Raw genomic sequence first — 26,092 nt, forward strand, 5'->3', positions numbered from 1 at the left:
GAGCTATGAGCATGACCACCCCTTGCACGCCCCCCACCCCGGATCCGGACGCCTGGCAGAACTGGGTCAACGAGCTCGACCGCCATGCGCAGGCCACCGTGGGCCAGATCACGGGCGGCATCTCGCCGGTGCAGGCCGCCCTGGTCTACCTCGACTGGCTGGGCCACCTGGGCACCGCGCCGGGCAAGCAGCTTGATCTGATGAAGCGCTTCATCGAAGACGCCCAGGCCACGACCGAGCGGGTGCTGTCGCCCGAAGACGAGGTGCCCGCAGACAAGCGCTTCAAGTCCGAAGGCTGGCGGCGCTTTCCCTTCAACGCCTGGGCCGAAGGCTTTCTGCTGATGCAGCGCGCCTGGGACCGCGCCACGCACGACGTGCCCGGCGTGGGCCACAAGACCGAGGAAACCGCCACCTTTGCCGCACGGCAGTGGCTGGACATGATGTCGCCCTCGAACCTGCCCTGGCTCAACCCCGAAGTGCTGCAGGCCACCGCCAAGGAAGGCGGCATGAACCTGGTGCGCGGCGGCCAGAACTGGTTCGACGACTGGCAGCACCTGGTGCGCGGGCTGCCGCCGTCCGGCGCCGAGCAATACGAGGTGGGCCGCAACGTGGCCATCACGCCCGGCAAGGTCGTGATGCGCAACGACCTCATCGAGCTCATCCAGTACAGCCCCACCACCGACAAGGTGCACGCCGAGCCCATCCTCATCGTGCCGGCCTGGATCATGAAGTACTACATCCTCGATCTGCAGCCGCAGAACTCGCTGGTGAAGTACCTGGTCGACCAGGGGCACACGGTGTTCATGATCTCGTGGAAGAACCCCACGGCCGACGACCGCGACAAGGGCATGGACTGCTACCGCGAACTCGGCGTGATGGCCGCGCTCGACACCATCAACCGCATCGTGCCCGACCGCAAGGTGCACGGCGTGGGCTACTGCCTGGGTGGCACGATGCTGATGATCGCCGCCGCGGCCATGGGCCGCGCCCACGACGACCGCCTGGCCACGATGACCCTGTTTGCGGCCCAGGGTGACTTCACCGAAGCCGGCGAGCTGCTGCTGTTCATCAACGACAGCGAGGTCAGCCTGATCGAAGCCATGATGGCCGAGGAAGGCGTACTCAAAGGCAGCCAGATGGCGGGCACCTTCCAGCTGCTGCACTCCAACGACCTGATCTGGTCGCGCGTGCTCAAGGAGTACATGCTGGGCCAGCGCGGCGAGCCCAACGACCTCATGGCCTGGAACGCCGACACCACGCGCATGCCCTACCGCATGCACTCCGAATACCTGCGCAAGCTCTTCCTGCACAACGACCTGGCCAGCGGGCGCTACGAGGTCGACGGCAGCCCCGTGTGGTTCACCGACATCCGCATGCCGGCCTTTGCCGTGGGCACCGTGACCGACCACGTGGCACCGTGGAAGTCGGTCTACAAGCTGCACCTGCTGCCCATCGACCTCACCTTCGTGCTGACCAGCGGCGGGCACAACGCCGGCATCGTCAGCGAGCCCGGTCACCCGCGCCGGCACTACCAGATCCACCACCGCCCGGCCGACGAACACTATGTGGACCCGGACACCTGGCAGGCCACGGCCCCGCGCGTGGAAGGCTCGTGGTGGCCGGCGTGGCAGACCTGGCTGGTCGAGCATTCCAGCGGCCTCGTGGCCCCGCCCCGCATGGGCCTGCCCGGTGGCCGCAAGAAGGCCCTGCCCGACGCACCGGGCGATTACGTGCGCGTGCCCTGAGCGGAGACCCCGATGACCGACGACACCCCCGCCCTGCTGGAGAACCGCACCTACGACGAGCTGTCCGTGGGCGACAGCGCCTCGCTGGTGCGCACGCTCAACAAGGACGACATCGCGCTCTTCGCCATCCTCAGCGGCGACGTCAACCCGGCGCACCTGGATGAGGCCTACGCCCGCGACACCCCCTTTCACAAGGTCATTGCCCACGGCATGTGGGGCGGCACACTGATCTCGACCGTGCTGGGCACGAAGCTGCCCGGGCCGGGCACCATCTACGTCGGCCAGACGCTGCAGTTCATGCGGCCCGTGGGCCTGGGCGACCGCATCACGGTCACCGTCACGGTGAAGGCCAAGGAGGCCAACAACCGCGTGCGGCTCGACTGCCTGTGCACCAACCAGCTCGGCAAGCCCGTCATCACCGGCGAGGCCGAGGTGCTGGCCCCGCAGACCAAGGTGAGCCGCCTGCCCAACAGCCTACCCGAGGTGCATCTGCATCGCCACGAGCGCTTCGATCAATTGATGGGCCTCGTGCAATCACATGCACCGCTGCGCTGTGCCGTGGTGTGGCCGGATGACGAGCACACGCTGACGGCCGCACTGGAATGCGCCCACGCAGGCCTGCTGATGCCCGTGCTGGTGGGCAACGGCAGCCGCATCCGTGCCCAGGCCGAGCAGCTGCAACTCAAGCTCGACGGGTGCGAGATCGAAGAAGCGCCCGGGCCGACGGCGGCCGCCCACCACGCCGTGGCCCTGGCCCGGGAAGGTGATGTGCAGGCGGTGATGCAGGGTGCCCTGCCAGTCGGCACGCTGATGCACGCCGTGATGGACCACGGCTACGGCCTGCGCACCCACCGCCGCGTCAGCCATGCCTACATCGCCGATGTGCCGACCTACCCGCGGCCCTTCATCGTCACGGACGCGGCCATCAACATCCAGCCCACACTGGAAGACAAGCGCGACATCGTGCAAAACGCCATCGACCTGGCGCGCACGCTGGGACTGAGCGAGCCACGCGTGGCCATCCTGTCGGCGGCGGAAACCGTGCACAGCACGCTGAGCTCGTCGATGGATGCGGCCGCGCTGTGCAAGATGCTGGAACGCCACCAGATCGCCGGCGGCATCGTGGATGGTCCGCTGTCACTGGACGCGGCCATCAACGAGCGCATCGCCCGCCTCAAACATCCGCAGTCACCCGTGGCGGGCCAGGCCAACGTGCTCGTCGTGCCCAACCTGGAGACAGGCGACATGCTGGTCAAGCAGCTCTCGCTGCTGGCCGATGCCGACGTCGCCGGCATCGTGCTCGGCACGCGCGTCCCCATCATCCTCACCAACCCGGCCGACAGCCCGCGCACGCGGCTCGCCTCGGCCGCGCTGGCTCTGCTGCTGCACGATGCCGACGGCCGGCTCACAACCGAACACCCGATCACATGAACGCGTCTGCCGACCGACTGTCTGTTCCGCACGCCTCCGCTGGGCGGCACACGCAGCGCCTGCTGCTCGCCTGCGCCGTGGCCACCCTGTGCGGTTGCACCCTGGTGCGCGTCGACCTGCCCGCCAACGGCGTGGCCACCCCGGCGCACTTTGCCGAAGCCCCCACCGAGCCCGGCACCGCCCTGCCCGACACCGCACGCTGGTGGCGCCAGGTGCCCGACCCCGCCCTGCATGCGCTCATCGAACGAAGCCTGCACGCCAACGCCGATGTGCGGATCGCGCTGGCGCGCGTGAAAGAGGCGCGCGGCGTCATCAGCCAGGCCGAATCGGCGCTGTATCCGACGCTGTCGGGCTTTGGAGGCATCGGGCGCAACCGTCAGGACGTCCTGCCCTCCACACCGGAAGGCCTGCCCGTGACCCTGCCTGATGTCCGCGTGCCCATCAGCCGCTTCGACGGCTTCGGCCTGGCCGCCGCCTGGGAGGTCGATCTGTTCGGCCGCCGCCGCAGCGACATCGACGCCGCCCGCGAGGCCGAGCTGGCGCAGACCGAACGCGTGCATGGCGCCCAGCTGCTGGTGGCCGGTGACATCGCAGCCAACTATGCCGAGGCCCGCGCCATCGAACACCGCCTGGCCGTGCTCGACCGGGTCGAGGCCACGCTCCAGACCCTGCTGCGCTATGTGCGCGGCCGCTTCACGGCAGGCCAGGCCAGCCGTGCCGACATCGACCGCGCCCAGGCCCAGTTGGCCAACGTGCAAGGCCAGCGCGCGCCGCTGCAGGGTCTGCTCGCCTCGCGCCTGCGCCGCCTGGCGGTGCTCTCGGGCCAGACGCCCGGCGCCCTGACCACCCTGCCCACGCCCACCGCCGCCGCCCCGGCCAACGCCAGCGTCATCCCGACCGCGCTGCCCACCGTGCTGCCTTCGTCGGTGCTGGAACAGCGCCCCGACGTGCGCGGCACCGCGCGCCAGGTGCGCGCCCTGGCCGCCCGCCTCGGCAGCGCCAAGGCCGAACTGCTGCCCAGCTTCTACCTCGGCTTCCTGAACACCGACGGGCGCCTGAGCATCGGCGACAACCTGGGCGCACGCGACCAGTTCACGGCCTGGGGCGTCGGCATGCGTCTGCCCATCTTCGAAGGCGGCCGCATCCGCGCGCGCATTGCCTCGGCCGACGCGCGGCTGGAAGCCGCCGCCGTGCAGCACGAACAGGCGGTGCTGAGCGCACTGGAAGACGTGGAGAACGCCTACGGCATGCGCCACGCACTCGATCAGCGCGCCACGCAGCTCGCTGCCTCGCTGCAGCACGGCAACGACGCAGCCCGCCACGCCCAACGCCTGTTCGAACAAGGCAGCACGCTGTTGCAGCCCGCGCTCGAAGCCCGCCTCACGGCGCTGCAGCGCGAAGACGAACTGATCCAGACCCAGGCGGCCCGCGCACGCGCCACCATCGCCTTCTACCAGGCCATCGGAGGTGGCTGGCAGGACGAGACAGCCTCTCGGGCAGAGACCGCCGAGCGCGCACCGCGCTGAGGCAAAGAAAAAGCCGCCGGGCTTGCACCTCGGCGGCTTTTCAATCTGACAAGCAAGCCGGCTTGCGCCGGCAGCCCGATCAGTTCTTCGACTGGTCGACCAGCTTGTTCTTGGCGATCCAGGGCATCATGGCGCGCAGCTCGGCACCCACGGTCTCGATCGGGTGCACGGCGTTCAGACGACGGCGAGCGGTCATGCTCGGGTAGTTCGTCTTGCCTTCCTGGATGAACATCTTGGCGTATTCGCCGGTCTGGATGCGTTTCAGGGCGTTGCGCATGGCTTCGCGCGACTTCTCGTTGATCACTTCCGTGCCGGTCACGTACTCACCATACTCGGCGTTGTTCGAGATGGAGTAGTTCATGTTGGCGATGCCGCCTTCGTACATCAGGTCGACGATCAGCTTCAGTTCGTGCAGGCACTCGAAGTAGGCCATTTCCGGCGCGTAGCCGGCTTCGGTCAGGGTTTCGAAGCCCATCTTCACCAGCTCGACGGCACCGCCGCACAGCACGGCCTGCTCGCCGAACAGGTCGGTTTCCGTTTCTTCACGGAAGTTGGTCTCGATCACGCCACCCTTGGTGCCGCCGTTGGCCGCAGCGTACGACAGCGCGATGTCCTTGGCCTTGCCGGACTTGTCCTGGTACACGGCGATCAGCGAAGGCACGCCGCCGCCCTTCAGGTATTCCGAACGCACGGTGTGGCCAGGGCCCTTCGGGGCGACCATGATCACGTCCAGATCGGCGCGGGGCACGACCTGGTTGTAGTGCACGTTGAAGCCGTGGGCGAACGCCAGAACGGCGCCTTGCTTGATGTTCGGCTCGACGTTGTTCTTGTAGACGTCGGGAATGTTCTCGTCCGGCAGCAGGATCATGACGACGTCAGCGCCCTTCACGGCGTCGTTGACCTCGGCCACCTTGATGCCAGCGGCTTCGACCTTCGACCACGAGGCGCCGCCCTTGCGCAGACCGACGGTCACGTTGACGCCCGAGTCACGCAGGTTCTGAGCGTGGGCGTGGCCTTGCGAGCCGTAACCGATGATGGCGACGTTCTTGCCCTTGATCAGGCTCAGGTCGGCGTCCTTGTCGTAATAGACCTTCATGTTTTGTGCTCCGTCGAAAAACGAATGGTTGCTTGATGGACTCAAGCGGGTTGTTGCAGTGACAGCGGAAATCAGCGGGAGAAAGAGACTGCGGAGAGTCAGACGCGCAGGATGCGCTCGCCGCGCCCGATCCCGCTGGTCCCGGTGCGCACGGTTTCGAGAATGGCAGCGCGGTCGATGGCCTCGATGAAGGCATCAAGCTTGGATGCGTCGCCAGTGAGTTCGATGGTGTAGGTCTTGTCCGTCACGTCGATGATCCGGCCGCGGAAGATATCAGCCATGCGCTTCATCTCTTCGCGTTCCTTGCCCACGGCGCGCACCTTGATGAGCATGAGTTCACGCTCGGTGTACGGGCCTTCGGACAGGTCGACGACCTTGACCACCTCGATCAGTCGGTTCAGGTGCTTGGTGATCTGCTCGATCACGTCATCGGAGCCATGCGTGACGATGGTCATGCGCGACAGCGACGGATCTTCCGTGGTGGCGACCGTCAGGCTCTCGATGTTGTAGCCGCGGGCCGAGAACAGGCCGACAACGCGGGACAGGGCGCCGGCTTCGTTTTCCAGCAGCAGGGCAATGATGTGTTTCATGGTGATCGTCCTGGCGGGCTCTTGAGCACCCGGGGCGGTAACCCCGGGCCCGTGGCCCGCGCACGATGGGAAGTCGTTGTGCATGCGCCCGACCGGCTTGAGCGAACCCTCCGCCCGTGCCGGAAAGCACGGGCCTTGGTTCTACCCCGACCGGATCGGGCCTCGGTGTCAGTTGGCGTGGCGGATCAGAGTTCCTCGGAGCCCAGCAGCATCTCGGAGATGCCCTTGCCGGCCTGCACCATCGGCCACACGTTCTCGGTGGGGTCGGTGCGGATGTCGAGGAACACGGTGCGGTCCTTCAGCGCGATGGCTTCCTTCAGGGCGCCTTCCACGTCTTCCGGACGCTCGACCAGCATGCCCACATGGCCATAGGCCTCGGCCAGCTTCACGAAGTTCGGCAGCGCGTCCATGTAGCTGTGCGAGTAGCGGCCGCCGTAATCCAGCTGCTGCCACTGGCGCACCATGCCCAGGTAGCGGTTGTTGAGCGACAGCACCTTCACCGGGGTGTTGTACTGCAGGCAGGTCGACAACTCCTGGATGCACATCTGGATCGAGCCTTCGCCGGTGATGCAGAACACATCCGATTCGGGCTTGGCCAGCTTGATGCCCATGGCGTACGGCAGGCCCACGCCCATCGTGCCCAGGCCACCGGAGTTGATCCAGCGACGCGGCTCTTCGAAGCGGCAGTACTGCGCGGCAAACATCTGGTGCTGGCCGACGTCGGACGTGATGTAGTGGTCGGTGCCGGCGGTCAGGCGACCCAGCGTCTCGAGCACGAACTGCGGCTTGATGACGTCGTTCGAGGTCTTGTAGCGCAGGCATTCGCGCTTGCGCCATTCGTTGATCTGGCTCCACCAGGCGGCCAGCGACTGCTGGTCGACCTTCTGCGCCGATTCCTTGACCTGGGCGATCAGCTCCAGCAGCACGTCCTTGACGTCGCCCACGATGGGGATGTCGACCTTGACGCGCTTCGAGATCGACGAGGGGTCGATGTCGATGTGGATGATCTTGCGCTCGACCTGGGCAAAGTGCTTGGGGTTGCCGATCACGCGGTCGTCGAAGCGGGCGCCCACGGCGATGACCACGTCAGCGTGCTGCATGGTCATGTTGGCTTCGTAGGTGCCGTGCATGCCCAGCATGCCCAGGAACTTCGGGTCGGAAGCGGCGGTCGCACCCAGGCCCATCAGCGTGTTCGTGCAGGGGAAGCCCAGCATGTCGGCCAGCTCGCGCAGCTCCTTGTGGGCGTTGGCCAGCACCACGCCGCCGCCCACATAGATGTAGGGGCGCTTGGCGTTGAGCAGCAGCTGCACGGCCTTGCGGATCTGACCGCCGTGGCCCTTGCGCACCGGGTTGTACGAGCGCATTTCCACCGACTCGGGGTAGTGGAAGGCGGTCGTCTTCAGCGAGACATCCTTCGGGATGTCGACCACGACCGGACCGGGACGGCCGGTACGGGCGATGTGGAAGGCCTTCTTCAGCGTCGAGGCCAGGTCCGCCACGTCCTTCACCAGGAAGTTGTGCTTGACGATGGGGCGGGTGATGCCGACGGTGTCGCACTCCTGGAAGGCGTCCAGGCCGATCGCGGCCGTGGGCACCTGCCCGGTGATGATCACCATCGGGATGGAATCCATGTACGCGGTGGCGATGCCGGTGATGGCGTTCGTCACGCCAGGGCCGGAAGTCACGAGGGCCACGCCGACTTCGCCTGTGGCGCGCGCATAGCCATCGGCCGCGTGAACGGCGGCCTGCTCATGGCGCACCAGCACGTGCTCGATCGTGTCCTGCTTGTACAGGGCGTCGTAGATGTACAGAACGGCGCCACCGGGGTAGCCCCAGATGTACTTGACGCTCTCGGCCTGCAGGCAGCGCACGAGGATGTCGGAACCGTTGAGGATTTCGCCGTGGGCGGCGGAGTTGGCGTCGGCAGCTGCGGCGCGCTTGGCGTCTGCGGGAGACATGTCCATGATGAAGAAGAACCTTTCCGAATTTCTCTAACGAAAAACGATCGGTGCCCCTCTTACACGGCCACCACCCGGGCGGGTGGCAACAGCAGCACTGCGGCAACGGATTGCCAGCGTGCTCGCCCTCGTGAGGCGGTTTCGGAGCCTGCGCGGCCTGGGCACGTCGCCTGTTGATGCGGGCGAGCACAAGCCAGATCGAAATGGCGCAAAACCGACATTATTGCATTCCCTGACACGACTTCAAGCAAACCGGCCCCGCGGCATGATGCCGGGCAAGCGGGTGCCATAATCCGCCGCGTCATACGCCGCCGTCCGGCTTTTGGTCTTGACCCCTCTTCCCAGCCCCACCCCAGAAGAAGAACTCGACGACTTTCTCAGGAGCGTCGAGCGTCGCGCCTTCAAACGCACGGTGTACGCCGTCCGCGACGAAGATGCGGCCCTGGACATCGTGCAAGACAGCATGATCCGCCTGGTGCAGAGCTACGCCGACCGCCCCGCGAACGAGTGGCCGATGCTGTTCCAGCGCATTCTGTCGAACGCCACCCTGGACTGGTTCCGCCGCCAGAAGGTGCGCAACGCCGTGTTCACCAACATCGGCGACCTGGAAGCCGCAGCTGGCGACGGCGACGGCGACTTCGACCTGCTGGAAGCGCTGACGGCTCAGGACGGTGGCACGGAAGGTGCAGATGATGCTGCGGCGCGCACGGAAGCCCTGGGGCAGATCGAAGAAGAGATCGCAAAGTTGCCGGCGCGTCAACGGGAAGCGTTTCTGCTGCGTTACTGGGAGGAACTGGATGTTGCAGAGACCGCCGCCGCCATGGGTTGTTCCGAAGGCAGCGTGAAGACGCACTGCTCGCGCGCCGTCCAGGCCCTGGCCAAAGCCCTTCAACTTCGTGGAATCACATTGTGAAGACCCGCCCGACTCCCCCGCTGAACGCAGCGCAACGCGAGGCCCTCGAGGCCCGCTTTGCCCTGCGCCTGAGCGCGCGCCTGGAAGGAGGTGCGCGGTGTGTGCCCCATGACGTGGCCGAGCGCTTGCGCGTGGCACGTGAACAGGCGGTGCGCACGGCCCGTGAGGCCCGTGTGCGCACCGCGCCCTCCAGCGTGCACATCGCGACGCCCGTGGTGCACCTGGGCCTGGCAGGCGCGGGTGCCACGGGCACTGGAGGCGGTTTCTCGGCCCCCGTGGCGGGGTGGCACGAAGGTGCAGCGCGTCAGCCCGGTCATGGCCGCCGCCTCGACGAGGGTCGGCTGTCCTGGGGCCTCAAGCTGGCCTCGGTGCTGCCGGTGATGGCGCTCGTGGCTGGCCTGTGGGGCGTGCATCACTATCACCAGATCGAGAAAACGGAAGCCGCGGCCGATGTCGACACGGCGCTCCTGAGCGACGACCTGCCGCCGGACGCCTATGCCGACCCGGGCTTTGCCGAGTTCCTCCAGAACGACACGGCACCCGCGATGGCGGTGGAAGCCGTGAGCACGCCGGACATCGAGGTCTCGGTGCAGCCGCCCGTCGAACTGGAGGCAGCCGTGGAAGAGGAAGGCGGCGAGGTCGCGCCCGCCGTGACGCCATGACGTTGACGCGCTGCGCCTCCCCCACCCTGCTGGTTGCGCTGTGCCTGGTGGCACTCGGCCCGGCGGCGGTGAGCCTGGCGCGCGCGCAAGGGCCCGCGAGCGCCCAGACCGCACAGGCCGGCGCACCGGCCTGGCAGTCGCTCACACCCGCCCAGCGGCAAGTGCTGCAGCCCCTGGCCGCGCAGTGGGGCGATCTCCCCGCATCCAGCCGCGAAAAATGGTTGCAGGTGGCCGTTCGCTACCCCAAGCTCACCGCCACCGAACAGCAGCGCCTGCGCGAGCGCATGAACCAGTGGGCATCGCTGCCTGCCACCGAGCGCGGCGAGGCACGGCTGCGCTTCCAGCAGGCGCGCCAGCTGAGTCCCTCCGAGCGGCAGCAGAAATGGGAGGCCTACCAGGCGCTCTCCGCGGAAGACCGTGACCAACTGGGCCGCCAGGCACGCCAGAAGGCCGATCCGGCCAGCATGGCGAGCAGCGCGGCCTCTTCGGCACCGAGCCAGAACAGCCGCCGCCTCGTGACGGCCGACGGGCGCAAGGCGAACGTCGTGCCGGCTGCCGGACAGCGGCGCGCCCCCGCACCCACCGTGGTCGCTCCGGCACTGATCAAGGAAGGGCCCGGCGCGACCACGCGGCTGGTGACGCAGCCGGCCACCCCGCCTTTGCACCAGCAGGCGGGCCTGCCCAAGATCACCGCCACCCGGGTCTTTGTCGACCCGGTCACCCTGCTGCCCCGCAAAGGTGCGCAGGGCGCCGGCATGGGCGGCGCCATGCCGGCCGACCGCGATCACGACCTGCCGGACTGAGTCGATTCGCGTCGGCTGCGCTGGTGTATCGTTCGCGGCTGCTTGTCTGACCGCCTTTCGCCATGTCCGCCCGGCCCACGAACACGTACCGCCCCCTCACCGCTGAAGAAACCGCCACCCGGGCCCGCGCCACCGCGCCGCGCCTGAGGCGCCGTGTCACCTCGTTCGTCTACGAGGGCGTGCTGGTGTTCGGCATCGCGGTGCCGGTGGGCCTGGTGTACGGCATCGCGACCAACCAGCGGCACGGCCTCGAGGGCCGTCACGGGCTGTGGGCAGCGCTGCTGCTGGCCTTCGCGCTGTACTACACATGGTGCTGGGTGCAGACCGGCCAGACGCTCGCCATGAAGACCTGGCACCTGCGGGTGGTGGGCCGGGATGGCGAGGGCGTGACCCTGCCCCGTGCCTTGCTGCGCCATGTGCTGGCCTGGCTGTGGTTGATGCCGGGCCTGCTGCTGCCGAAAGTGCTCGGCCTGACCCAGGGCCGCCAGCTGTTTGCCGCCCTGGTGGGCTGGATGGTGCTGTATGCCGTGTCGAGCTTTGTGCTGCCGCGCCGTCAGTTCCTGCATGATGTGCTGAGCGGCACCAGCCTCATCGACACGCGGCCGGACGCCGCGCCAACAGCCAACCCCGACGCCGTGCACGCGGCCTGACCACCATGTCCCTGTCTCTGTGTGTGTACTGCGGCTCGCGTGACGGGCTGGATCCGGCCCACGTGGCTGCGGCGCGTGAAGTGGGCCGCCAGATCGGCGAGCGCGGCTGGCAGCTGGTGTACGGCGGCGGCAGCACGGGCCTGATGGGCACGGTAGCGGACGCTGCACTCGACGCGGGTGCGCCGGTGATCGGCGTGATCCCCGAGCGCCTGATGACGCGAGAGATGGGGCACGGCCGTCTCACCGAGTTGCAGGTGGTGGACACCATGCACGCGCGCAAGCACAACATGGCCATGCAGTCGGACGCTTTTCTGGCGTTGCCCGGCGGCATCGGCACGATGGAAGAGATCTTCGAGGTGTGGACCTGGCGGCAGCTGGGCTACCACCGCAAGGCGCTGGGCCTGCTCAACGTGGCCGGCTACTACGACCACCTGCTGCGCTTCATCGACGGCTGCCGGGATGGTGGCTTCCTCTGGCCGGATGTGCAGGAACTGCTGATGATCGGGGATGACATCACGACGCTGCTCGACCGCATCGAGGACGAGCACGCCCGTCTGCAAGTGCAAACGCCGCCGGACCAGCCTGAGCCGGGTCCTGGCGGCGTGTCGCCCGAGATCTGAAGCGGCGTCAGACGGCCGATTCGTCGGTCTCGCCAGTGCGGATGCGCACGACCTGCTCGACCGCCGTCACGAAGATCTTGCCGTCGCCGATCTTGCCGGTCTTGGCGGCCTTGACGATGGCTTCGATGCAGCGATCGACGTCGCCATCCTTCACCACGACCTCGATCTTGACCTTGGGCAGGAAGTCGACCACGTATTCGGCGCCGCGGTAAAGCTCGGTGTGGCCCTTCTGGCGTCCGAAACCCTTCACTTCGGTGACGGTCAGACCGGTCACGCCGACTTCAGCCAGGCCTTCGCGGACTTCTTCGAGCTTGAACGGTTTGATGACGGCGGTGATCTGTTTCATGGAGGAACTCCGGATAAGTCTGCGAAGTGGGGAAATCGGCAAGCCGCGCGGGCGCCATGTTGCGCCGCATGATGGCTATTTAAGCACGTCTCGCGCTCAGGCGCGGAAGCGGGAAGTGATCGGGTAGCGCCAGTCCCGCCCGAATGCGCGGTAGGTGATGCGGATGCCGACCGGGGCCTGGCGGCGCTTGTATTCGTTGATCTTGATCAGGCTGGTGACCCGGTCAACATCTGCGCGCTCGAAGCCGGCAGCCACGATCTCCTCAATGGACTGGTCCTGCTCCATGTAGCGCTCGAGGATGGCGTCGAGCACGTCGTACTCGGGCAAGCTGTCCTGATCGGTCTGATCCGGCCGCAGTTCGGCGGAGGGCGGGCGCGTGATGATGCGCTCGGGAATGGGCTCGACCTGCCCGGCCGCGGCGGCCTGGGCGTTGCGCCAACGCGCCAGCCGGTAGACCACGGTCTTGGCCAGGTCCTTGATCACGGCAAAGCCGCCGGCCATGTCGCCATACAGCGTGCAGTACCCTGTGGCCATCTCGCTCTTGTTGCCCGTGGTCAGCACGATGGCGCCGGTCTTGTTGGACAGGGCCATGAGCAGCGTGCCGCGGATACGGGCCTGGATGTTCTCTTCGGTGGTGTCCTCGGCGCGACCCACGAACAACGGTGCCAGAGAGGCCTTGAAGGCCTCGAATTCGGGCGCGATGGCGATTTCGTCGTGGCGCACGCCCAGTCGGTCGGCCATGTCGCGCGCGTCGATCCAGGAGATGTCGGCCGTGTAGGGCGACGGCATCATCACGGTGCGCACCTTGTCGGGGCCCAGGGCGTCGACGGCGATGGCCAGCACCAGCGCCGAGTCGATGCCACCGGATAGGCCGATGATGGCGCCGGGGAAGCCGTTCTTGCCCAGGTAGTCGCGCACGCCGATGACCAGCGCCTGCCAGATCTCGGCATCGGCCGATGGCACGTCGGCCAGCGCGCCCTGCACGCTGCCGTCGGGCTGCAGCGTCAGCGGCAGGGTGGCGGTTTCGAAACTGGGTGCGCGCGCCTGCACGGCGCCCTGCGCGTCGACGGCGAACGAGGCGCCGTCGAACACGACCTCGTCCTGCCCGCCCACCATGTGCGCATAGACCAGCGGCACGCCGAGCTGGCGGGCACGCTCGCCCATCAGGGCTTCGCGCTCGCCCCATTTGCCGGTGTGGAAAGGCGAAGCGTTCAGCACGACCAGGGCCTGGGCGCCCTGCCCCAGCGCGGCGAGGGCGGGCTCGTCGAACCAGGCGTCCTCGCACACGAGCAGGCCCAGGCGCCAGCCCAGCACATCGACCACGACAGGGCCCAGCCCCGCTTCGCGACCGCCGATGAAGTAGCGGCGCTCGTCAAAGACCTGGTAGTTGGGCAACTCGCGCTTGGCGTAGCTGGCGCGCACCTGGCCGCCTGCGATCAGGCTGGCGGCGTTCAACAGCCCCGGCACCGCGTGCGAGCGCCCGCGCAAGCCAGCGCCCGGGGCGGTCTGCGGGTGCCCCAGCACCAAATGCAGGTCTGGCAGGTCGGCCAGCCGGGCCGCGATGTCGGCCACGGTCTGGTCGCACGCTGCCACGAAGGCCGGGCGCAGCAGCAGGTCTTCCGGGGGGTAGCCGCACAAGGCCATTTCCGGCGTGACGGCAAGGCGCGCGCCTTGCGCGTACGCTTGGCGGGCCGCGTCCACGATCAGGCGGGCGTTGCCGGCCAGGTCACCGACGACCGGGTTGATTTGCAGCAGGGCCACGTTCAGCGCTTGGGCAGGACGGGCCGCGGACGACACAGCATTCATGAGCAGGATTCAAGCAGACGGCGCAGACGCGCAAGCCAGCATGGTAGCGGCCCTGTCGGGTGACTGCAGCATCACCTGGGTGGATGACCCGGGTCTGATCGACGCCGACGCCTGGGATGCGCTGCTTCCCGCCGAGGGCGCGAACCCGTTTTTGCGGCATGCCTTCCTGCGGGCCTTGCATGACACGGGCAGTGCGGCCCCGGCCACTGGCTGGCATCCGCAGTTTCTGTTGCTGCACGATGCTGCAGGCCGGTTGCGCGCCGCGTGCCCGGCCTACGCCAAGGACCATTCCTATGGCGAGTACGTGTTCGACTGGGCCTGGGCCGACGCGCACGACCGCGCACTGGCCCGCCAGGGAACGCACTACTACCCCAAACTGCTGAGCGCGGTGCCGTTCTCGCCCATCCCGGGGTCGCGGCTGCTGGTCGACCCGAGTGTGCCCGCGCCCGCCCGTGCCGCATGGCAGGGCCGCCTGCTCGATGCCCTGGCCGCGCGGTGTGAGGATCAGGGCTGGTCGTCGGCCCACCTGCTGTTCCTGCAGGACGAAGAGGCCACCCGGGCGGCCGAGCGGGGCTGGCTGAAGCGGCCCGGCGTGCAGTTCCACTGGCTGAACCGCAGCGGCACGCCGTATGCCGATTTCGCCGACTTTCTCGGCACCCTGCAGCGCGAGAAGCGCAAGAAGATCCAGCAGGAACGGCGCAAGGTGGCCGAGGCCGGTGTGCGCTTCGAGGTGAAGCAGGGCGCGGCCATCACCGAGGCGGACTGGGATTTCTTTCACCGCTGCTACACGCGCACCTATCTGGAGCACGGCCAACGCCCCTACCTGGCTCACGCCTTCTGGCATCAGGTGGGCGCGGCGCTGCCAGACTGCTGGACGATGTTCATTGCCGTGCGCGACGGCGAACGCATCGCGGCCTCGTTGCTGGCGGTCGATCCGCAGGCAGGAGTGGCCTATGGGCGCTACTGGGGCGCGCTTGAATCGGTGTCCTGCCTGCATTTCGAGGCCTGCTACTACCAGGGCATCGCCTGGTGCATCGCACAGGGCATGCAGCGGTTCGAGGGCGGCGCGCAGGGCGAGCACAAGCTGGCACGCGGCCTGCTGCCTGTCACCACGCACTCCGTGCACCTGCTGCGCCATCCCGGGCTGCGCCAGGCGGTGGCCGACTTCCTCGACCGCGAGCAGCGCGGCATCGGCTACTACCTGAACGAACTGGAAGAGCGGCAGCCCTTCAAGGCGGGGGATCCCCCGACGTGACGGCCCCGTCGACATGGGGGCACATTCAACACACAGACATCAGGGCCCCCATGATCCTCTCCCCGCAGGCCAGCAGCGCCCCCTTCCCACCCACCATCATCGACATCGAGGCGTCGGGCTTCGGCCATGGCAGCTACCCGATCGAAGTGGGGTTCGTGCTGCCGGATGGTCGCGCCTGGTGCAGCCTGATCTGCCCCGAGCCCGACTGGCAGCACTGGGACGCCGCAGCCGCCTCCGTGCACGGCATCGCCCGGGAACAGCTGTCCCGCCACGGGCGAGCGCCCCGGGTGGTGTGCGAAGCGCTGAACGACCAGTTGCACGGGCAGACGGTGTATTCGGACGCCTGGGCGCACGACTACACCTGGCTGGGCCGGCTGTATGACGTGGCCGACCGCACGCCGTCCTTCCGGATGGAGAACCTGCGGGCGCTGCTGGACGAGGCCGAGGCTGCGCGGTGGCACGAGGTGAAGCAGCAGGTGGCGGCGCGCATGGGCCTGGCGCGTCACCGGGCGAGTGCCGATGCCCGCGTGCTGCAGCAGACGCTGGTGGCGCTGCGACCGGACACGGCCCATCAGACGGCGGCCTGAGGACAGGACGGCCCCTCTGGCTCAGGGCTGCATGTTGCGCTGCGCTTCTTCCTGCCGGCGCATGCGCACGCACTCGGGATGGCGTTTGTAGGCCGACCGGCTGCAATGCTGCTTCATGCAGATGGCCAGGAAGATGAAGGACTTGCCGGCGCACGCCGCGCGCGGGTTCAGCGGGCCCGGACGCGCCTCTCGCTTCTTGTCCTCCGGTCGGGCCTTGTCGGTGGCGCCGCTGGCACCGGCGCTGACCGCGCTGGCGGCGTCCGGCCCTGGCGGCATGACGGACGGCGCAGAAGGCCCGGCCGACACCCACTGGACGGCCGAGGCAGCCGGCGCGACAGAAGGCACAGCCGGCCGCGAGCCGAACCAGCCCAGCCCCGCCACTGCCAGCGTGAACACGCCCGCGATGCCGGCCCAGGTGGCGCGCCGCGTGCGCGCAAACCGGCCGCTCAGCGGCGATGACGAAGCGGACGGCGCAGCGTCATCGCTTGTTTGCGAGGCATCGGGCGCGGCGCCCGTGGCGGTGGACGGCGCGCCCGGTCGGGGCAAGGGCTGGGTCGCGGGCGCCGCCAGCACGCTGGCCGCGGGCGCGGTGGTCGCGAAGGCCTCGCCGGCTGGCCTGACCAGCACGGTGGGCATCAAGGCATCGTCCCGCCCGCCGTCTGCCGCGTCGGCACGCGGCACGCTCACGATGCCGGCCAACTCTTCGCGCCAGGCCAGCACCGACGCCGGGCGGTCTTGCGGGCGCACCGCCAGCGCGTGGTCGATCGCCGCCAGGAACACCGTGCTGTAGTCGCGGTTGAAGCCGCTGGCCAGCGCGGGCGCCATGTCCTTCAGGGACGGCAGTTCGTCGTGCAGCGTGCGCGCGGTGGCCGGCACCGGCGGGCGCCCGGTGATGCAGAAGTGCACCACCGCAGCCAGCGCGTACAGGTCCGTCCAAGGCCCCTGCCGAAGCTGGGTGGTCTCGGCATACTGCTCGATGGGCGCAAAGCTCGGCTTGACGATGGCCGTCAACGCCTGCGTGTGGTCGCTGATGACGCGACGCGCGGCGCCGAGGTCCAGCAGAACGGGACGCCCATGGCCCTCACCGTGCTCGTCATCCAGCAGCAGGATGTTGTCCGGCGCGATGTCACGGTGGTAGACCTGCTCGCGATGCAGGCACTCGAGCGCGCCCAGCAGCGGGTTGATCAGACGCCGCAGCCAGGCCTCGTCGGGCGGCTCACCCATCTCGCGACGGGCTTCCTGCAGTGTGCGCCCCTGGTAATACGGCATGGCCATGTAGGCCGTGCCATTGGCCTCCCAGAAGCGATGCACCTTGACCAGCGAAGGATGGTCGAACCGGGCCAGCAGCCGCGCCTCGTTCACGAACGAGCGCAGCCCCAGTTCGAATGCGCCCGCGTCCGCCCCGGGGCGCAGGCTCAGGGCATGGTCCGCCCCTCGCACCGCCAGCGCGGAAGGCATGTATTCCTTGACGGCAACGCGGCGCTCCAGGGTGTGATCGAGTGCCAGGTACACCACCCCGAAACCGCCCGAGCCCAGCACGCGCTGGATCTCGAACTCACCCAGTCGGGTGCCAGGCGGCAGCACATCGTGTGCAGACAGGAGCGGCATGGGGTACGGTGAAGCGACAGCCACAAAGACGATCAGCCTGCCAGCTTAACGCACCCCGATGACAGGGCGGAAACGCCCTGCTGAAAAGCCGGCCCGCCCACCCTTGCGTGGCACCGAATGGAAAAAAGCCGTCAATAGACGAAAGAAGCCCCATGATCGAGTGGAGAACCGTCATGTTCCGCGCCACAGACCGCGGGCGGATGAGGGTATAACCGCCCCTTTGCTTCTGCCGAAAGCCCACCTCATGCGACAGATGGAAACGCCGCCCCTGCCTTCCCCAGACCGTACACCGGGTGGCCGCCCGCGTGTGGTGATCATCGGCTGCGGGTTCGGCGGGCTGGAAGCCGCCCAGGCGCTGGCGGCCGCGCCGGTGGACATCGTGGTCATCGACCGCACCAACCACCATCTGTTCCAGCCGCTGCTTTACCAGGTGGCCACGGCCGGGCTCTCGGCCCCCGCGATCGCCGCGCCCATCCGCCACGTGCTGCGCAAGCAGATCGCCAAGGGCCAGCTTACGGTGCTGATGGCCGAGGTGACGGGCATCGACACCGCCTCGTCATGCGTGCAGATGGATGGCGGAGAGCACCTTCATTACGACCACCTCATCGTGGCGGCCGGGGCCACCCACAGCTATTTCGGGCGCGATGACTGGGCCAAGTACGCACCGGGCCTCAAGACACTGGGCGACGCCTTCACCATTCGCCGCCGCGTGCTGACCGCCTTCGAGCAGGCCGAGCGCGAGACCGATCCCGTCAAGCGTCTGCCCTGGCTGACCTTTGCGGTGGTGGGTGCGGGGCCGACGGGCGTCGAGATGGCCGGCACGATGGCCGAGATCGCCCAGCAGACGCTCAGCGCCGAGTTCTGCCGCATCGACTCGCGCGAGGCCCGCATCGTGCTGCTGGAGGGCGCCCCGCGTGTGCTGGGCACCTTCAGCGAGGACCTGTCACAGCGGGCCAAGGAGCAGCTTGAAGGCCTGGGCGCCGAGGTGCTGCCGGGTGCACGGGTCACCAACATCACGGCCTTCGGCATTCACTACGACCTCACCGAGCACCAGCCCGACGGCACCACCCAGGCCGTATCGCACTTCCTGCCGACACGCACCGTGATCTGGGCGGCCGGCGTGGCCGCGTCGCCACTGGGCAAGGCCCTGTCCAAGGCCACCGGCTGCGAACTCGACCGCGCCGGCCGCGTCGTGGTGCAACCCGACCTCACGATCCCCCACCACCCCAACATCTATGTGGTGGGTGACCTGGCCAACGCCAGGAGCTATCTGGATCCGGCCAAGCCGACCCCCGTGCCCGGCGTCAGCCCCGGGGCCAAGCAGATGGGCCGCAAGGCGGCGTTCAACATCATCCGCCGCATGAAGGGGCTCGAGCCGCAGGCCTTCCGCTACTTCGACTATGGCTCGCTGGCCACCATCGGCAAGCGCGCGGCGGTGGCCATGGTCGAACTGCCCTTCACCCGCAAGCAGGTGCGCTTCAGCGGCTTTGTGGCCTGGCTGTTCTGGCTCTTCGTTCACGTCTACTTCCTGATCGGCTTCCGCAACCGCCTGGTGGTGATGATGGACTGGGCCTGGGCCTACTTCACCTCACAGCGCCACGCACGGGTGTTTCCGGACCCGCACGCACTCGAGCCGAACAAGGTGTTGATGCGGGTCGACGAGGCACAGCCCGTCCCGGCCAGCGCCCCACCCAAGGTCGGCTGAAGCCCGCGTGCGCGGCATGAGGCGCCGCGGCATGGCAACATCGGTGGTCGATTTCCGCTGGACCAGACCGTGAACGCCCCCCAAGCCCTCGCCCCGCTCGCCTCGCCCATTCCGGCCCGACTGTCCACCCTGCGCGCCACCATGGCCGCACGGGGCTGGCACGCCGTGCTGCTGCCCAGCAGCGACCCGCACCTGTCCGAATACCTGCCGGCGCGCTGGGAAGGCCGCGCCCACTTCAGCGGCTTCACGGGCTCGTCGGGCACGCTGCTGGTGGCGGCCGACCGCGCCGCGCTGTTCACCGACAGCCGCTACTGGACGCAGGCCGAAGCCGAACTGGCAGGCACCGGCGTCGAACTGGTCAAGCTGGATGGCGCGCCGGTGCCCGCCTATGTGGCCTGGCTGGGCGCCTTGCCGGTGTCGGACGGGCCGGCCACGCTGGCGGCCGACGGCGCGGTGATGGGCCTGGCACAGACCCAGCAGCTGCGGGACGCCCTGACCGGCATGACGGGCGCCGCATGGCAGCTGCACACACGAGAAGACGTGCTGGCCGAGGCCTGGCCCGATCGCCCGGCCCTGCCCGCCGCACCGGTCTATGAGCACCTGCCCCCGCACGCCAGCACCCCGCGCGCCGACAAGCTGGCCGCCATGCGCGCCGCGCTGCAGGAACGGGGGGCGACGCACCATTGGGTGGCCACGCTCGACGACCTCGCCTGGGTGCTGAACCTGCGAGGCGCCGATGTCGAATACAACCCGGTGTTTCTGGGCCACCTGCTGATTGCGCCGGACCGGGCCGAGCTGTTCGTGGGCGTCGGCAAGGTGGACACGGCACTGGCTGCCCGCCTGGCTGCCGACGGCGTGCAGTGCCGCCCCTACGATGAAGCCTTGGCGGCGCTGTCCGCGCTGCCGGCCGGCGCGGTGCTCTGGCTGGACCCCAAGCGCACCACGTGGGGACTGCGTGAAGCCGTGCCCGAGGGCGTGCGCGTCCTCGAAGCGATCAACCCGAGCACCCTGGCGAAGTCCCGCAAGACCGAGGCCGAGTCCGAGCACATTCGCGAGGCCATGGCGCGCGACGGCGCCGCCATGTGCGCCTTCTATGCGTGGCTCGAGCAGGCACTGGGCCGCGAGGCGATCAGCGAGCTCACCGTCGACGAGCGCATGACCGCCGAGCGCGCACGCCAGCCCGGCTACGTGTCGCTGAGTTTTCCCACCATCGCGGGCTTCAACGCGAACGGCGCCCTGCCGCACTACCGTGCCACGCCCGACGCGCACGCGATGATCTCCACGCCCCAGGGCCTGGTGGCCGACGGGCTGCTGCTGATCGACTCGGGCGCGCAGTACCTGGGCGGCACCACCGACATCACCCGCGTGTGGGCCATCGGCACCCCGACACCCGCGCAGAAGCGCGACTTCACGCTGGTGCTCAAGGGCACGATGGCCCTGTCGCGCACGCGCTTCCCCAAGGGCACGCTGGCGCCCATGCTGGACGCCATCGCGCGCGCGCCGCTGTGGGCCGAGGGACTGGACTTCGGCCATGGCACGGGGCACGGTGTCGGCTACTTCCTCAACGTGCACGAGGGCCCGCAATCGATTTCAAAAGCCGTGCCCCACCCGGACATGGCCATGCACGCCGGCATGATCACGTCGATCGAGCCGGGACTCTACCGACCGGGCCAGTGGGGCATCCGCATCGAGAACCTGGTGCTCAATGTGGCTGTGCCCTCGGCGCGGCCGGATGCCGAACCGGGCACGCCCGAACATGGCGACTACCTGGCGTTCGAGACGCTGAGCCTGTGCCCGATCGACACCCGGTGCATCGACCGCAGCCTGTTGCGTGAAGACGAGGTGGCCTGGCTCGACGCGTACCACCAGACCGTCCGCGAGCGCTTGCTGCCGCACGTCGACGGGGCGGCGCGAGACTGGCTGGTGGCGCGCACGCAGCCACTGTGATCCATGTAAACCCGCATCATGAGGGGGCTTTGGAAACACGGCGCGCAAACGTTACACCTTGATGCCGTGTCCGTTCGATGAAATAGAACACGCAAGCGACATGCGCTGCATAGACTGCCTGCACGGTGTTTTGTCACACCGGCAACACAAACTCAGGAGTCTTCCCACATGTCCGCGTCTTCACTGCCCACGGGGTTTCGGCGCCCCGTCCTGATGCCACTGTCGTTTGCGGTCGCGTTGTGCACCACCGCCCATGCGAGCACGACCACGCATGCCAATCCCTTCATCCACCACGGCACCACCCAGACGGTGAAGGCGAGCGGGACGATCCAGCTCGGTGAGATGGAGCCGTTCGAGACCGTTCGCAACGAAGACGGCGGCGAGCAGACGGGCACCGGCGATGCGGGCACCCTGCACCAGGGCCTGAGCGTGCAGCTCGACAGCGCGATGGGCTACGGCGGTGTCGACGGCCAGGCCCAGCAGACGTGGTCGGCCGCCCCCAACCGCATCTCGTTCAGCGGCCTCGTGGACGTGTCGGCCTACGGTTCGGTCTACGACTTCGATGGCCAGTACTGGGGACACGGTTACACCGAGACCACGCTCTCCCACCGCTTCGAGCTGGAGGACGGTCACGGCATGCGCCTGACCATGAACAGCACCGTGGCCGACTACCGCGATGACGACTTTGCCTTCAGCCTCAGCCGGCTGCAGGACGGCGAATGGCAGGCGGTGTGGACCAACACCGTGATCTTCGATGACGTGGCCATGTACCGCGACTTCTCGGTGCCCCTCTTCCTGAGTGCGGGGCAGTACCGCATGGACATGACGCTGCGCGCGTCGGCCTACATCGACGGCACCATCGGGGGCAGCTACGGCTATTCGGGCCGCACGCTGGCCGACGTGACGCTCAGCCCGGCGCCCGAACCCGAAACGGTGCTGATGGCGGTGGTCGGCCTCGGCATGGTGCTGGCGCTGCGCCGCAAAGGGCGGGCCGAAGGCACCGCCTCTGTGCAGAACCAGCTCTGAACAGCGGCACAGCGCTGGCATAGCGCTTGCGTGATCTGATGCAGCAAAGGTGCGCAGGGCCATGGCGCGCGGTCGCCGCCACCGTGGCCCTCGCCGCACCCACGCTGCTTCACCGCAGGCGGCCGACGTAGCGCTGCTCGATCTTGCGCTCACGCTCCCGCTCCGCCTCCAGCTGCATGCTGCTGTCTGCCCATGCCGGCACCACGGCCACGGGCGGCGGGGCCACCGGCCTCACAACACGTGGCCGCAAGGTCTGCATGGCCGCATCCAGCTTGTCGGCCAGCCCCACCAGCTCCGCATCCCCCTCGGCCCGGCACATCCGGATGATCTCCGTGGCGTAGGTCGGATCCTGCGCCAGCCACTCGGTGTCGGTCACGCGGCCGGTCTTGCGGCGCAAGGCCACATGAATGCGGGCGGCAAGGGCGATGCGGGTACTGTCTTGGCTCATGCGAGAAAACTCCTGCTACTGCTGAACGCGTGGATTTAGCAAGATGCAGACCGCCCGCGCCGCCCTGCCTGCAGGCAGGTTGTTGAGGTGCATCACACCCACGCCCCTGGCGCACGGCGGACAATGCAGCACGGCGCCCGCCCCGGGCGACTCGCCCTCGCCCCGACCTCATGCGCCCGCTGCTCCAACCCATTGCCCCCGAGATCGACGACCCGCTGGCCCTGCTGACGGCCTGCCATGAAAAGGTGCGGCGCTTCTCGACCCTGACGCGACGGCTGGTGGCGCACGTTGGGCAACACGGTGCCGATGCCGAGGCCCGCGAGGCGGCCACCTCCGTGTTGCGCTACTTCGATCTGGCGGCGCCGCTGCACCATGAAGACGAAGACATGGATCTGTTTCCGGCACTGCGGGCGCTCGGCCAGCCGGACGTGACGGCACACATTGCACGCCTGCAGGCCGAACACGATGAGCTGGGTGCGCTGTGGCAGGCCACCCGCCCCTGGCTGCTGGCCGTGCAGGCCGGCGAGGCCGCGCCGGGCGATGCGGTGCCCGACGCCGTGCTGACGCTGACGGAACGCTACCCGGCCCATGCGGATGCCGAGGAAGCTTGGGTCTATCCGGCCGCTGCCGGCCTCACGCCCGAGCAATGCCGCACGCTGAGCGCCGCCATGGTGGCACGCCGCCGCACCCACTGAGCACAACGTGCCGCGTCAGCCCAGCCGTCGCGGGCTGCGGCGCGCGAAGTAGAACCACTCCTGTCCCACCTCGGCTTCGGGGTTGGGGAACACCACCCAGCCGTCTTCCGGCGCACACACGGCCTGGCCATCATGGCGCCAGCCGATCGGTTGCCCCGCCCGCACCGGATCGAAGCCGCGCCAGGGGGCAGCCAGCCGGTCATCGGGGTGGAGTCGGTCCGTCACCTGCACCAGCCGCATCACGTCCGGATCGCCCACGGGCGGCACCAGCGGCAGATCGGCCATGCCAAGCCACGCCAGCGTCTGCCGGATCGCATGCAGGCCCACGGCCGCACCGTGCGGATCGCCGTGCAGGCCACACTCCAGCGTGATCCCGTAGCCGCCCACCGAACGCATGTACTCGGTCGTGCCGACGCCATACTGCGCATCCTGCACGACGGCAGGCAGCGCGCCATCCAGCGCCGCCCGCGCGCGCCGCTCGGCCACGCCGGCCGCGTAGGTGTCCAGCCAGCCCTCGACGAAACGCCGCGGCCCCAGGTGCGCCGCCCACGCCGACTCGCATGCGGCGTACGTGAAGGGCTCGAGCGAACCGGTGTTGTCTTCGGGGCCCAGCATGGCGAAGGGTTCGCCGGGGGTGTGGAAGGAGTGCAGATCGAGCAGGACCTCGTGGGCGGCCAGCAACGGGCACAGCACATTGGCCACGCGGTCTTCGAATTCGCGCGGCTCGGGCTCTGGCCGCAGGCGGCGGTTCAGGTTGCGGTCACCCTGGCGCGTGCCGCGCGCGAAGGCCAGCGGATTGGCCACGGGCACCAGCGTCAGGCAGCCGCGCTGGATGGTCAGACGGCCGCTGTCCAGTTCGGGAAGCAAGGCCTCGATGGCCTGCGTGCCGCAGGTTTCGTTGCCATGCACGGCACCCAGCACGATGAGCCGGGGGCCGGGCTGCAGGCCGTGGAACTGGTGCACCCTCAACGAGGCCGGCACGGTGGAAGCAGCTTGGAGGTCAGCCATGACTGCAGTGTCGCATGGGCGACGCCCCGGGCTGGCGCACCGCCCTGCGCGGGCGAAGGTCAGAACTCGTTGGCGAGCCGCTTGTAACCCTGCACCAGCTCGTTGTTGGTGCGTGCCACGTCTTCCGAGAATTCCGAAGCGGCCACGCTCACGCGCGAGATGTTCTCGAGCTTGCTGCTCGGCCCGATGCGCTCGGTGGACGGCACGTAGAAGCCGGCCGGCAGGTCGATGCCATCCACCACGGCGTTGTGGCGCACCACGCAGCCCGCGCCGATCTTGCAGTTGAACAGCACGCTGTTGAAACCGATGAAGGCGCCGTCGCCGACCTCACACGGGCCGTGGACGATGGCGCGGTGCGCGATCGAGGTGCGCTCGCCGATGGTGACCGCCGCGCCCGACTTCGAGTGGATCACCACGCCGTCCTGGATGTTGGAGTGCGCGCCGATGACGATGGGCTCCATGTCCCCGCTGGCGTCGACTTCGTCAGCGCGGATCACGGCATAGGGGCCGATGAAGACGTTCTCGTGCACGATCACCTTGCCGCACAGGATGGCGGTGTGGTCCACATAAGCGGATTCGTGGACCTGGGGCAGGTGACCGGAAGGGTTCTTTCTGAGCATGAGCGGCAGTGCGTACTTTTCCTTGATGCCTGAAGGATACGCAAAGGCTCCAATCAGATAAAGTGATCTTTTCCGATGCTTTCCATCTACCCCTCCGATGAATACCTTGCGACTTCCGCGTGCCAGTCTTCAGCAGCTGCGCAGCTTCGAGGCCGTGGCCCGGCTGGGCGGGATCGGCAAGGCGGCCGAGGCGCTGCATCTGGCCCAGCCCACCGTGTCGACCCAGCTCAAGGAACTGGCGCAGGCGCTGAACCTGCACCTGCTGGAGCCTGAAGGCCGTGGCGTGCGGCTCACCCCGCACGGCGAACTGCTGGCCGACACCGTGCGCGATCTGTTTGCACGCTGGCGGCGCTTCGAAGAGGATGCGCTGGCCATGCAGGGCCTGCAGAAGGGCCGGCTGAAGCTCGCCGCCGTCACGACGACCGAATACTTCATCCCCGACCTGCTGGGGCCGTTTGCCCGGCAGTACCCCGGGCTGCGCATCGATCTGGCGGTGGAGAACCGCGATGCCGTGATCCAGCATCTGGCCCGCGGGGATGTGGAACTGGCGGTGATGATGCTGCCGCCCACCGACCTGGCGCTCGAGCGCTGGCCCTTTCTGGAGAACCCGTTGGTGCTGATTGCACCGGTCGGTCATCCGCTGGCGCAGCGCACCCGGCTGCGGCTGAGTCAGGTCATCCAAGAGGCAAGGCTCACGCGCGAGCCCGGCTCGGGCACGCGTCAGGCCACCGACCAGTATCTGGCTGCACAGGGCGTGAGCTGGCCCGCCCGCCTGGCGCTGGGCAGCAACGAGGCCATCAAGCACGCCGTGGCGGCGGGCCTCGGGCTGGCCATCCTGTCACGCCATACGCTGGGGCCGGACCCCGCCTCGCAGGGGCTGGTGGAGCTGAAGGTGACGGGGTTGCCGATCCGGCGGATGTGGCACGTGGTGTGGCGCAGCGACCGGAGCCTGTCGCTGCCGGCGCGCACCTTTCTGGCGGCGCTGCGCCAGCAGTTCAGCGAGACGCCGCCGGGGCGCGAGGTGCCACGCCACGAACCCGGATGAGG

General features: G+C 68.4%; 24 protein-coding genes. 15 read left to right on the forward strand and 9 right to left on the reverse strand.

Going from position 1 to position 26,092, the window contains the following annotated elements:
• The first annotated feature begins 11 nt into the window (after positions 1 to 11).
• Genes DEH84_RS11445 through DEH84_RS11455 form a run of 3 tightly spaced genes read left to right on the forward strand, consistent with a single transcriptional unit; the run spans position 12 to position 4,702 of the window.
• A complete protein-coding gene (locus DEH84_RS11445) occupies positions 12 to 1,745 on the forward strand; it encodes a PHA/PHB synthase family protein (RefSeq protein ID WP_218929723.1) in 1,734 nt (577 codons plus the stop codon).
• A 12-nt stretch (positions 1,746 to 1,757) separates the two neighbouring features.
• Positions 1,758 to 3,176, forward strand: coding sequence for a bifunctional enoyl-CoA hydratase/phosphate acetyltransferase (locus DEH84_RS11450; protein ID WP_109036971.1), 1,419 nt, complete (start codon positions 1,758 to 1,760; stop codon positions 3,174 to 3,176).
• A complete protein-coding gene (locus tag DEH84_RS11455; protein WP_109036972.1) occupies positions 3,173 to 4,702 on the forward strand; it encodes an efflux transporter outer membrane subunit in 1,530 nt (509 codons plus the stop codon). The genes DEH84_RS11450 and DEH84_RS11455 overlap by 4 nt, the downstream gene beginning before the upstream one ends.
• A 79-nt stretch (positions 4,703 to 4,781) precedes the next feature.
• Here the strand turns inward: DEH84_RS11455 and ilvC are convergent, their stop codons facing one another.
• From ilvC to DEH84_RS11470, 3 genes are all read right to left on the reverse strand, one after another.
• Positions 4,782 to 5,798: a ketol-acid reductoisomerase gene (gene ilvC, locus DEH84_RS11460; protein WP_109036973.1), complete on the reverse strand. Its 1,017-nt coding sequence runs from the start codon at positions 5,796 to 5,798 to the stop codon at positions 4,782 to 4,784.
• 98 nt (positions 5,799 to 5,896) lie between these two features.
• Positions 5,897 to 6,388: an acetolactate synthase small subunit gene (ilvN, locus tag DEH84_RS11465; RefSeq protein WP_109036974.1), complete on the reverse strand. Its 492-nt coding sequence runs from the start codon at positions 6,386 to 6,388 to the stop codon at positions 5,897 to 5,899.
• Between the two features lie 185 nt (positions 6,389 to 6,573).
• Positions 6,574 to 8,352, reverse strand: a complete 1,779-nt coding sequence (locus tag DEH84_RS11470; protein WP_109036975.1) for an acetolactate synthase 3 catalytic subunit — start codon at positions 8,350 to 8,352, stop codon at positions 6,574 to 6,576.
• A 322-nt stretch (positions 8,353 to 8,674) separates the two neighbouring features.
• Here DEH84_RS11470 and DEH84_RS11475 point away from each other — a divergent pair, with 322 nt between their 5' ends.
• The 5 genes from DEH84_RS11475 to DEH84_RS11495 all read left to right on the forward strand — a co-directional run bounded on the left by DEH84_RS11475 (position 8,675) and on the right by DEH84_RS11495 (position 11,994).
• Complete coding sequence (locus DEH84_RS11475) at positions 8,675 to 9,259, forward strand: RNA polymerase sigma factor (protein ID WP_109038350.1); 585 nt, start codon at positions 8,675 to 8,677, stop codon at positions 9,257 to 9,259.
• A complete protein-coding gene (locus DEH84_RS11480) occupies positions 9,256 to 9,921 on the forward strand; it encodes a DUF3619 family protein (RefSeq protein WP_245932571.1) in 666 nt (221 codons plus the stop codon). The genes DEH84_RS11475 and DEH84_RS11480 overlap by 4 nt, the downstream gene beginning before the upstream one ends.
• The gene (locus DEH84_RS11485; RefSeq protein WP_109036976.1) at positions 9,918 to 10,724 is read left to right on the forward strand and encodes a DUF3106 domain-containing protein; all 807 of its coding nucleotides are present in this window, start codon (positions 9,918 to 9,920) and stop codon (positions 10,722 to 10,724) included. The genes DEH84_RS11480 and DEH84_RS11485 overlap by 4 nt, the downstream gene beginning before the upstream one ends.
• Positions 10,725 to 10,786: 62 nt before the next feature.
• Positions 10,787 to 11,374, forward strand: a complete 588-nt coding sequence (locus DEH84_RS11490) for an RDD family protein (protein ID WP_109036977.1) — start codon at positions 10,787 to 10,789, stop codon at positions 11,372 to 11,374.
• A 5-nt stretch (positions 11,375 to 11,379) separates the two neighbouring features.
• On the forward strand, positions 11,380 to 11,994 hold the full coding sequence (locus DEH84_RS11495; RefSeq protein ID WP_109036978.1) for an LOG family protein: 615 nt from the start codon (positions 11,380 to 11,382) through the stop codon (positions 11,992 to 11,994).
• 7 nt (positions 11,995 to 12,001) lie between these two features.
• Here the strand turns inward: DEH84_RS11495 and DEH84_RS11500 are convergent, their stop codons facing one another.
• Together DEH84_RS11500 and DEH84_RS11505 are read right to left on the reverse strand one after the other, a co-directional pair.
• The gene (locus DEH84_RS11500) at positions 12,002 to 12,340 is read right to left on the reverse strand and encodes a P-II family nitrogen regulator (RefSeq protein ID WP_109036979.1); all 339 of its coding nucleotides are present in this window, start codon (positions 12,338 to 12,340) and stop codon (positions 12,002 to 12,004) included.
• Positions 12,341 to 12,436: 96 nt separating this feature from the next.
• Positions 12,437 to 14,146 carry an NAD+ synthase gene (locus DEH84_RS11505; RefSeq protein WP_109036980.1) on the reverse strand — a complete coding sequence of 570 codons (1,710 nt, stop codon included), beginning with the start codon at positions 14,144 to 14,146 and terminating at the stop codon, positions 12,437 to 12,439.
• Between DEH84_RS11505 and DEH84_RS11510 the strand changes: the two genes are divergently transcribed.
• Complete coding sequence (locus tag DEH84_RS11510) at positions 14,145 to 15,401, forward strand: GNAT family N-acetyltransferase (RefSeq protein ID WP_245932572.1); 1,257 nt, start codon at positions 14,145 to 14,147, stop codon at positions 15,399 to 15,401. The genes DEH84_RS11505 and DEH84_RS11510 overlap by 2 nt on opposite strands.
• A gap of 50 nt (positions 15,402 to 15,451) precedes the next feature.
• Positions 15,452 to 15,988: a 3'-5' exonuclease gene (locus DEH84_RS11515; RefSeq protein ID WP_109036982.1), complete on the forward strand. Its 537-nt coding sequence runs from the start codon at positions 15,452 to 15,454 to the stop codon at positions 15,986 to 15,988.
• A gap of 21 nt (positions 15,989 to 16,009) precedes the next feature.
• On the opposite strand, the gene DEH84_RS11520 is transcribed toward DEH84_RS11515, so the two are convergent.
• The gene (locus tag DEH84_RS11520; RefSeq protein ID WP_109036983.1) at positions 16,010 to 17,596 is read right to left on the reverse strand and encodes a serine/threonine protein kinase; all 1,587 of its coding nucleotides are present in this window, start codon (positions 17,594 to 17,596) and stop codon (positions 16,010 to 16,012) included.
• A 253-nt stretch (positions 17,597 to 17,849) separates the two neighbouring features.
• On the opposite strand from DEH84_RS11520, the gene DEH84_RS11525 reads away from it, so the two are divergent.
• From DEH84_RS11525 to DEH84_RS11535, 3 genes are all read left to right on the forward strand, one after another.
• The gene (locus tag DEH84_RS11525; protein ID WP_109038352.1) at positions 17,850 to 19,301 is read left to right on the forward strand and encodes an NAD(P)/FAD-dependent oxidoreductase; all 1,452 of its coding nucleotides are present in this window, start codon (positions 17,850 to 17,852) and stop codon (positions 19,299 to 19,301) included.
• Positions 19,302 to 19,442: 141 nt separating this feature from the next.
• Complete coding sequence (locus DEH84_RS11530) at positions 19,443 to 21,248, forward strand: aminopeptidase P family protein (RefSeq protein ID WP_109038353.1); 1,806 nt, start codon at positions 19,443 to 19,445, stop codon at positions 21,246 to 21,248.
• Positions 21,249 to 21,416: 168 nt separating this feature from the next.
• Complete coding sequence (locus DEH84_RS11535; RefSeq protein ID WP_159098938.1) at positions 21,417 to 22,274, forward strand: hypothetical protein; 858 nt, start codon at positions 21,417 to 21,419, stop codon at positions 22,272 to 22,274.
• Positions 22,275 to 22,383: 109 nt separating this feature from the next.
• On the opposite strand, the gene DEH84_RS11540 is transcribed toward DEH84_RS11535, so the two are convergent.
• Positions 22,384 to 22,722: a hypothetical protein gene (locus DEH84_RS11540; RefSeq protein WP_109036985.1), complete on the reverse strand. Its 339-nt coding sequence runs from the start codon at positions 22,720 to 22,722 to the stop codon at positions 22,384 to 22,386.
• Between the two features lie 170 nt (positions 22,723 to 22,892).
• Here DEH84_RS11540 and DEH84_RS11545 point away from each other — a divergent pair, with 170 nt between their 5' ends.
• The gene (locus tag DEH84_RS11545) at positions 22,893 to 23,417 is read left to right on the forward strand and encodes a hemerythrin domain-containing protein (protein ID WP_109036986.1); all 525 of its coding nucleotides are present in this window, start codon (positions 22,893 to 22,895) and stop codon (positions 23,415 to 23,417) included.
• Positions 23,418 to 23,432: 15 nt separating this feature from the next.
• On the opposite strand, the gene DEH84_RS11550 is transcribed toward DEH84_RS11545, so the two are convergent.
• Complete coding sequence (locus DEH84_RS11550) at positions 23,433 to 24,425, reverse strand: M14 family metallopeptidase (protein WP_109036987.1); 993 nt, start codon at positions 24,423 to 24,425, stop codon at positions 23,433 to 23,435.
• Between the two features lie 59 nt (positions 24,426 to 24,484).
• Positions 24,485 to 25,045 carry a gamma carbonic anhydrase family protein gene (locus DEH84_RS11555; protein WP_109036988.1) on the reverse strand — a complete coding sequence of 187 codons (561 nt, stop codon included), beginning with the start codon at positions 25,043 to 25,045 and terminating at the stop codon, positions 24,485 to 24,487.
• A gap of 97 nt (positions 25,046 to 25,142) precedes the next feature.
• On the opposite strand from DEH84_RS11555, the gene DEH84_RS11560 reads away from it, so the two are divergent.
• Positions 25,143 to 26,090 carry a LysR family transcriptional regulator gene (locus tag DEH84_RS11560; RefSeq protein ID WP_109036989.1) on the forward strand — a complete coding sequence of 316 codons (948 nt, stop codon included), beginning with the start codon at positions 25,143 to 25,145 and terminating at the stop codon, positions 26,088 to 26,090.
• Positions 26,091 to 26,092: the final 2 nt, after the last annotated feature.

Origin of the sequence: Aquabacterium olei (assembly GCF_003100395.1) — a bacterium.
Taxonomy (GTDB): Bacteria; Pseudomonadota; Gammaproteobacteria; order Burkholderiales; family Burkholderiaceae_C; genus Aquabacterium; species Aquabacterium olei.

What these genes read in the sequence shown, in the direction of transcription:
- DEH84_RS11445 (WP_218929723.1), top strand. Translation starts at nt 12, where the DNA reads ATGACCACCCCTTGCACGCCCCCCACCCCGGATCCGGACGCCTGGCAG.
- DEH84_RS11450 (WP_109036971.1), top strand. Translation starts at nt 1,758, where the DNA reads ATGACCGACGACACCCCCGCCCTGCTGGAGAACCGCACCTACGACGAG.
- DEH84_RS11455 (WP_109036972.1), top strand. Translation starts at nt 3,173, where the DNA reads ATGAACGCGTCTGCCGACCGACTGTCTGTTCCGCACGCCTCCGCTGGG.
- ilvC (WP_109036973.1), bottom strand. Translation starts at nt 5,798, where the DNA reads ATGAAGGTCTATTACGACAAGGACGCCGACCTGAGCCTGATCAAGGGC.
- ilvN (WP_109036974.1), bottom strand. Translation starts at nt 6,388, where the DNA reads ATGAAACACATCATTGCCCTGCTGCTGGAAAACGAAGCCGGCGCCCTG.
- DEH84_RS11470 (WP_109036975.1), bottom strand. Translation starts at nt 8,352, where the DNA reads ATGGACATGTCTCCCGCAGACGCCAAGCGCGCCGCAGCTGCCGACGCC.
- DEH84_RS11485 (WP_109036976.1), top strand. Translation starts at nt 9,918, where the DNA reads ATGACGTTGACGCGCTGCGCCTCCCCCACCCTGCTGGTTGCGCTGTGC.
- DEH84_RS11490 (WP_109036977.1), top strand. Translation starts at nt 10,787, where the DNA reads ATGTCCGCCCGGCCCACGAACACGTACCGCCCCCTCACCGCTGAAGAA.
- DEH84_RS11495 (WP_109036978.1), top strand. Translation starts at nt 11,380, where the DNA reads ATGTCCCTGTCTCTGTGTGTGTACTGCGGCTCGCGTGACGGGCTGGAT.
- DEH84_RS11500 (WP_109036979.1), bottom strand. Translation starts at nt 12,340, where the DNA reads ATGAAACAGATCACCGCCGTCATCAAACCGTTCAAGCTCGAAGAAGTC.
- DEH84_RS11510 (WP_245932572.1), top strand. Translation starts at nt 14,145, where the DNA reads ATGAGCAGGATTCAAGCAGACGGCGCAGACGCGCAAGCCAGCATGGTA.
- DEH84_RS11505 (WP_109036980.1), bottom strand. Translation starts at nt 14,146, where the DNA reads ATGAATGCTGTGTCGTCCGCGGCCCGTCCTGCCCAAGCGCTGAACGTG.
- DEH84_RS11515 (WP_109036982.1), top strand. Translation starts at nt 15,452, where the DNA reads ATGATCCTCTCCCCGCAGGCCAGCAGCGCCCCCTTCCCACCCACCATC.
- DEH84_RS11520 (WP_109036983.1), bottom strand. Translation starts at nt 17,596, where the DNA reads ATGCCGCTCCTGTCTGCACACGATGTGCTGCCGCCTGGCACCCGACTG.
- DEH84_RS11525 (WP_109038352.1), top strand. Translation starts at nt 17,850, where the DNA reads ATGGAAACGCCGCCCCTGCCTTCCCCAGACCGTACACCGGGTGGCCGC.
- DEH84_RS11530 (WP_109038353.1), top strand. Translation starts at nt 19,443, where the DNA reads ATGGCCGCACGGGGCTGGCACGCCGTGCTGCTGCCCAGCAGCGACCCG.
- DEH84_RS11535 (WP_159098938.1), top strand. Translation starts at nt 21,417, where the DNA reads ATGTCCGCGTCTTCACTGCCCACGGGGTTTCGGCGCCCCGTCCTGATG.
- DEH84_RS11540 (WP_109036985.1), bottom strand. Translation starts at nt 22,722, where the DNA reads ATGAGCCAAGACAGTACCCGCATCGCCCTTGCCGCCCGCATTCATGTG.
- DEH84_RS11545 (WP_109036986.1), top strand. Translation starts at nt 22,893, where the DNA reads ATGCGCCCGCTGCTCCAACCCATTGCCCCCGAGATCGACGACCCGCTG.
- DEH84_RS11550 (WP_109036987.1), bottom strand. Translation starts at nt 24,425, where the DNA reads ATGGCTGACCTCCAAGCTGCTTCCACCGTGCCGGCCTCGTTGAGGGTG.
- DEH84_RS11555 (WP_109036988.1), bottom strand. Translation starts at nt 25,045, where the DNA reads ATGCTCAGAAAGAACCCTTCCGGTCACCTGCCCCAGGTCCACGAATCC.
- DEH84_RS11560 (WP_109036989.1), top strand. Translation starts at nt 25,143, where the DNA reads ATGAATACCTTGCGACTTCCGCGTGCCAGTCTTCAGCAGCTGCGCAGC.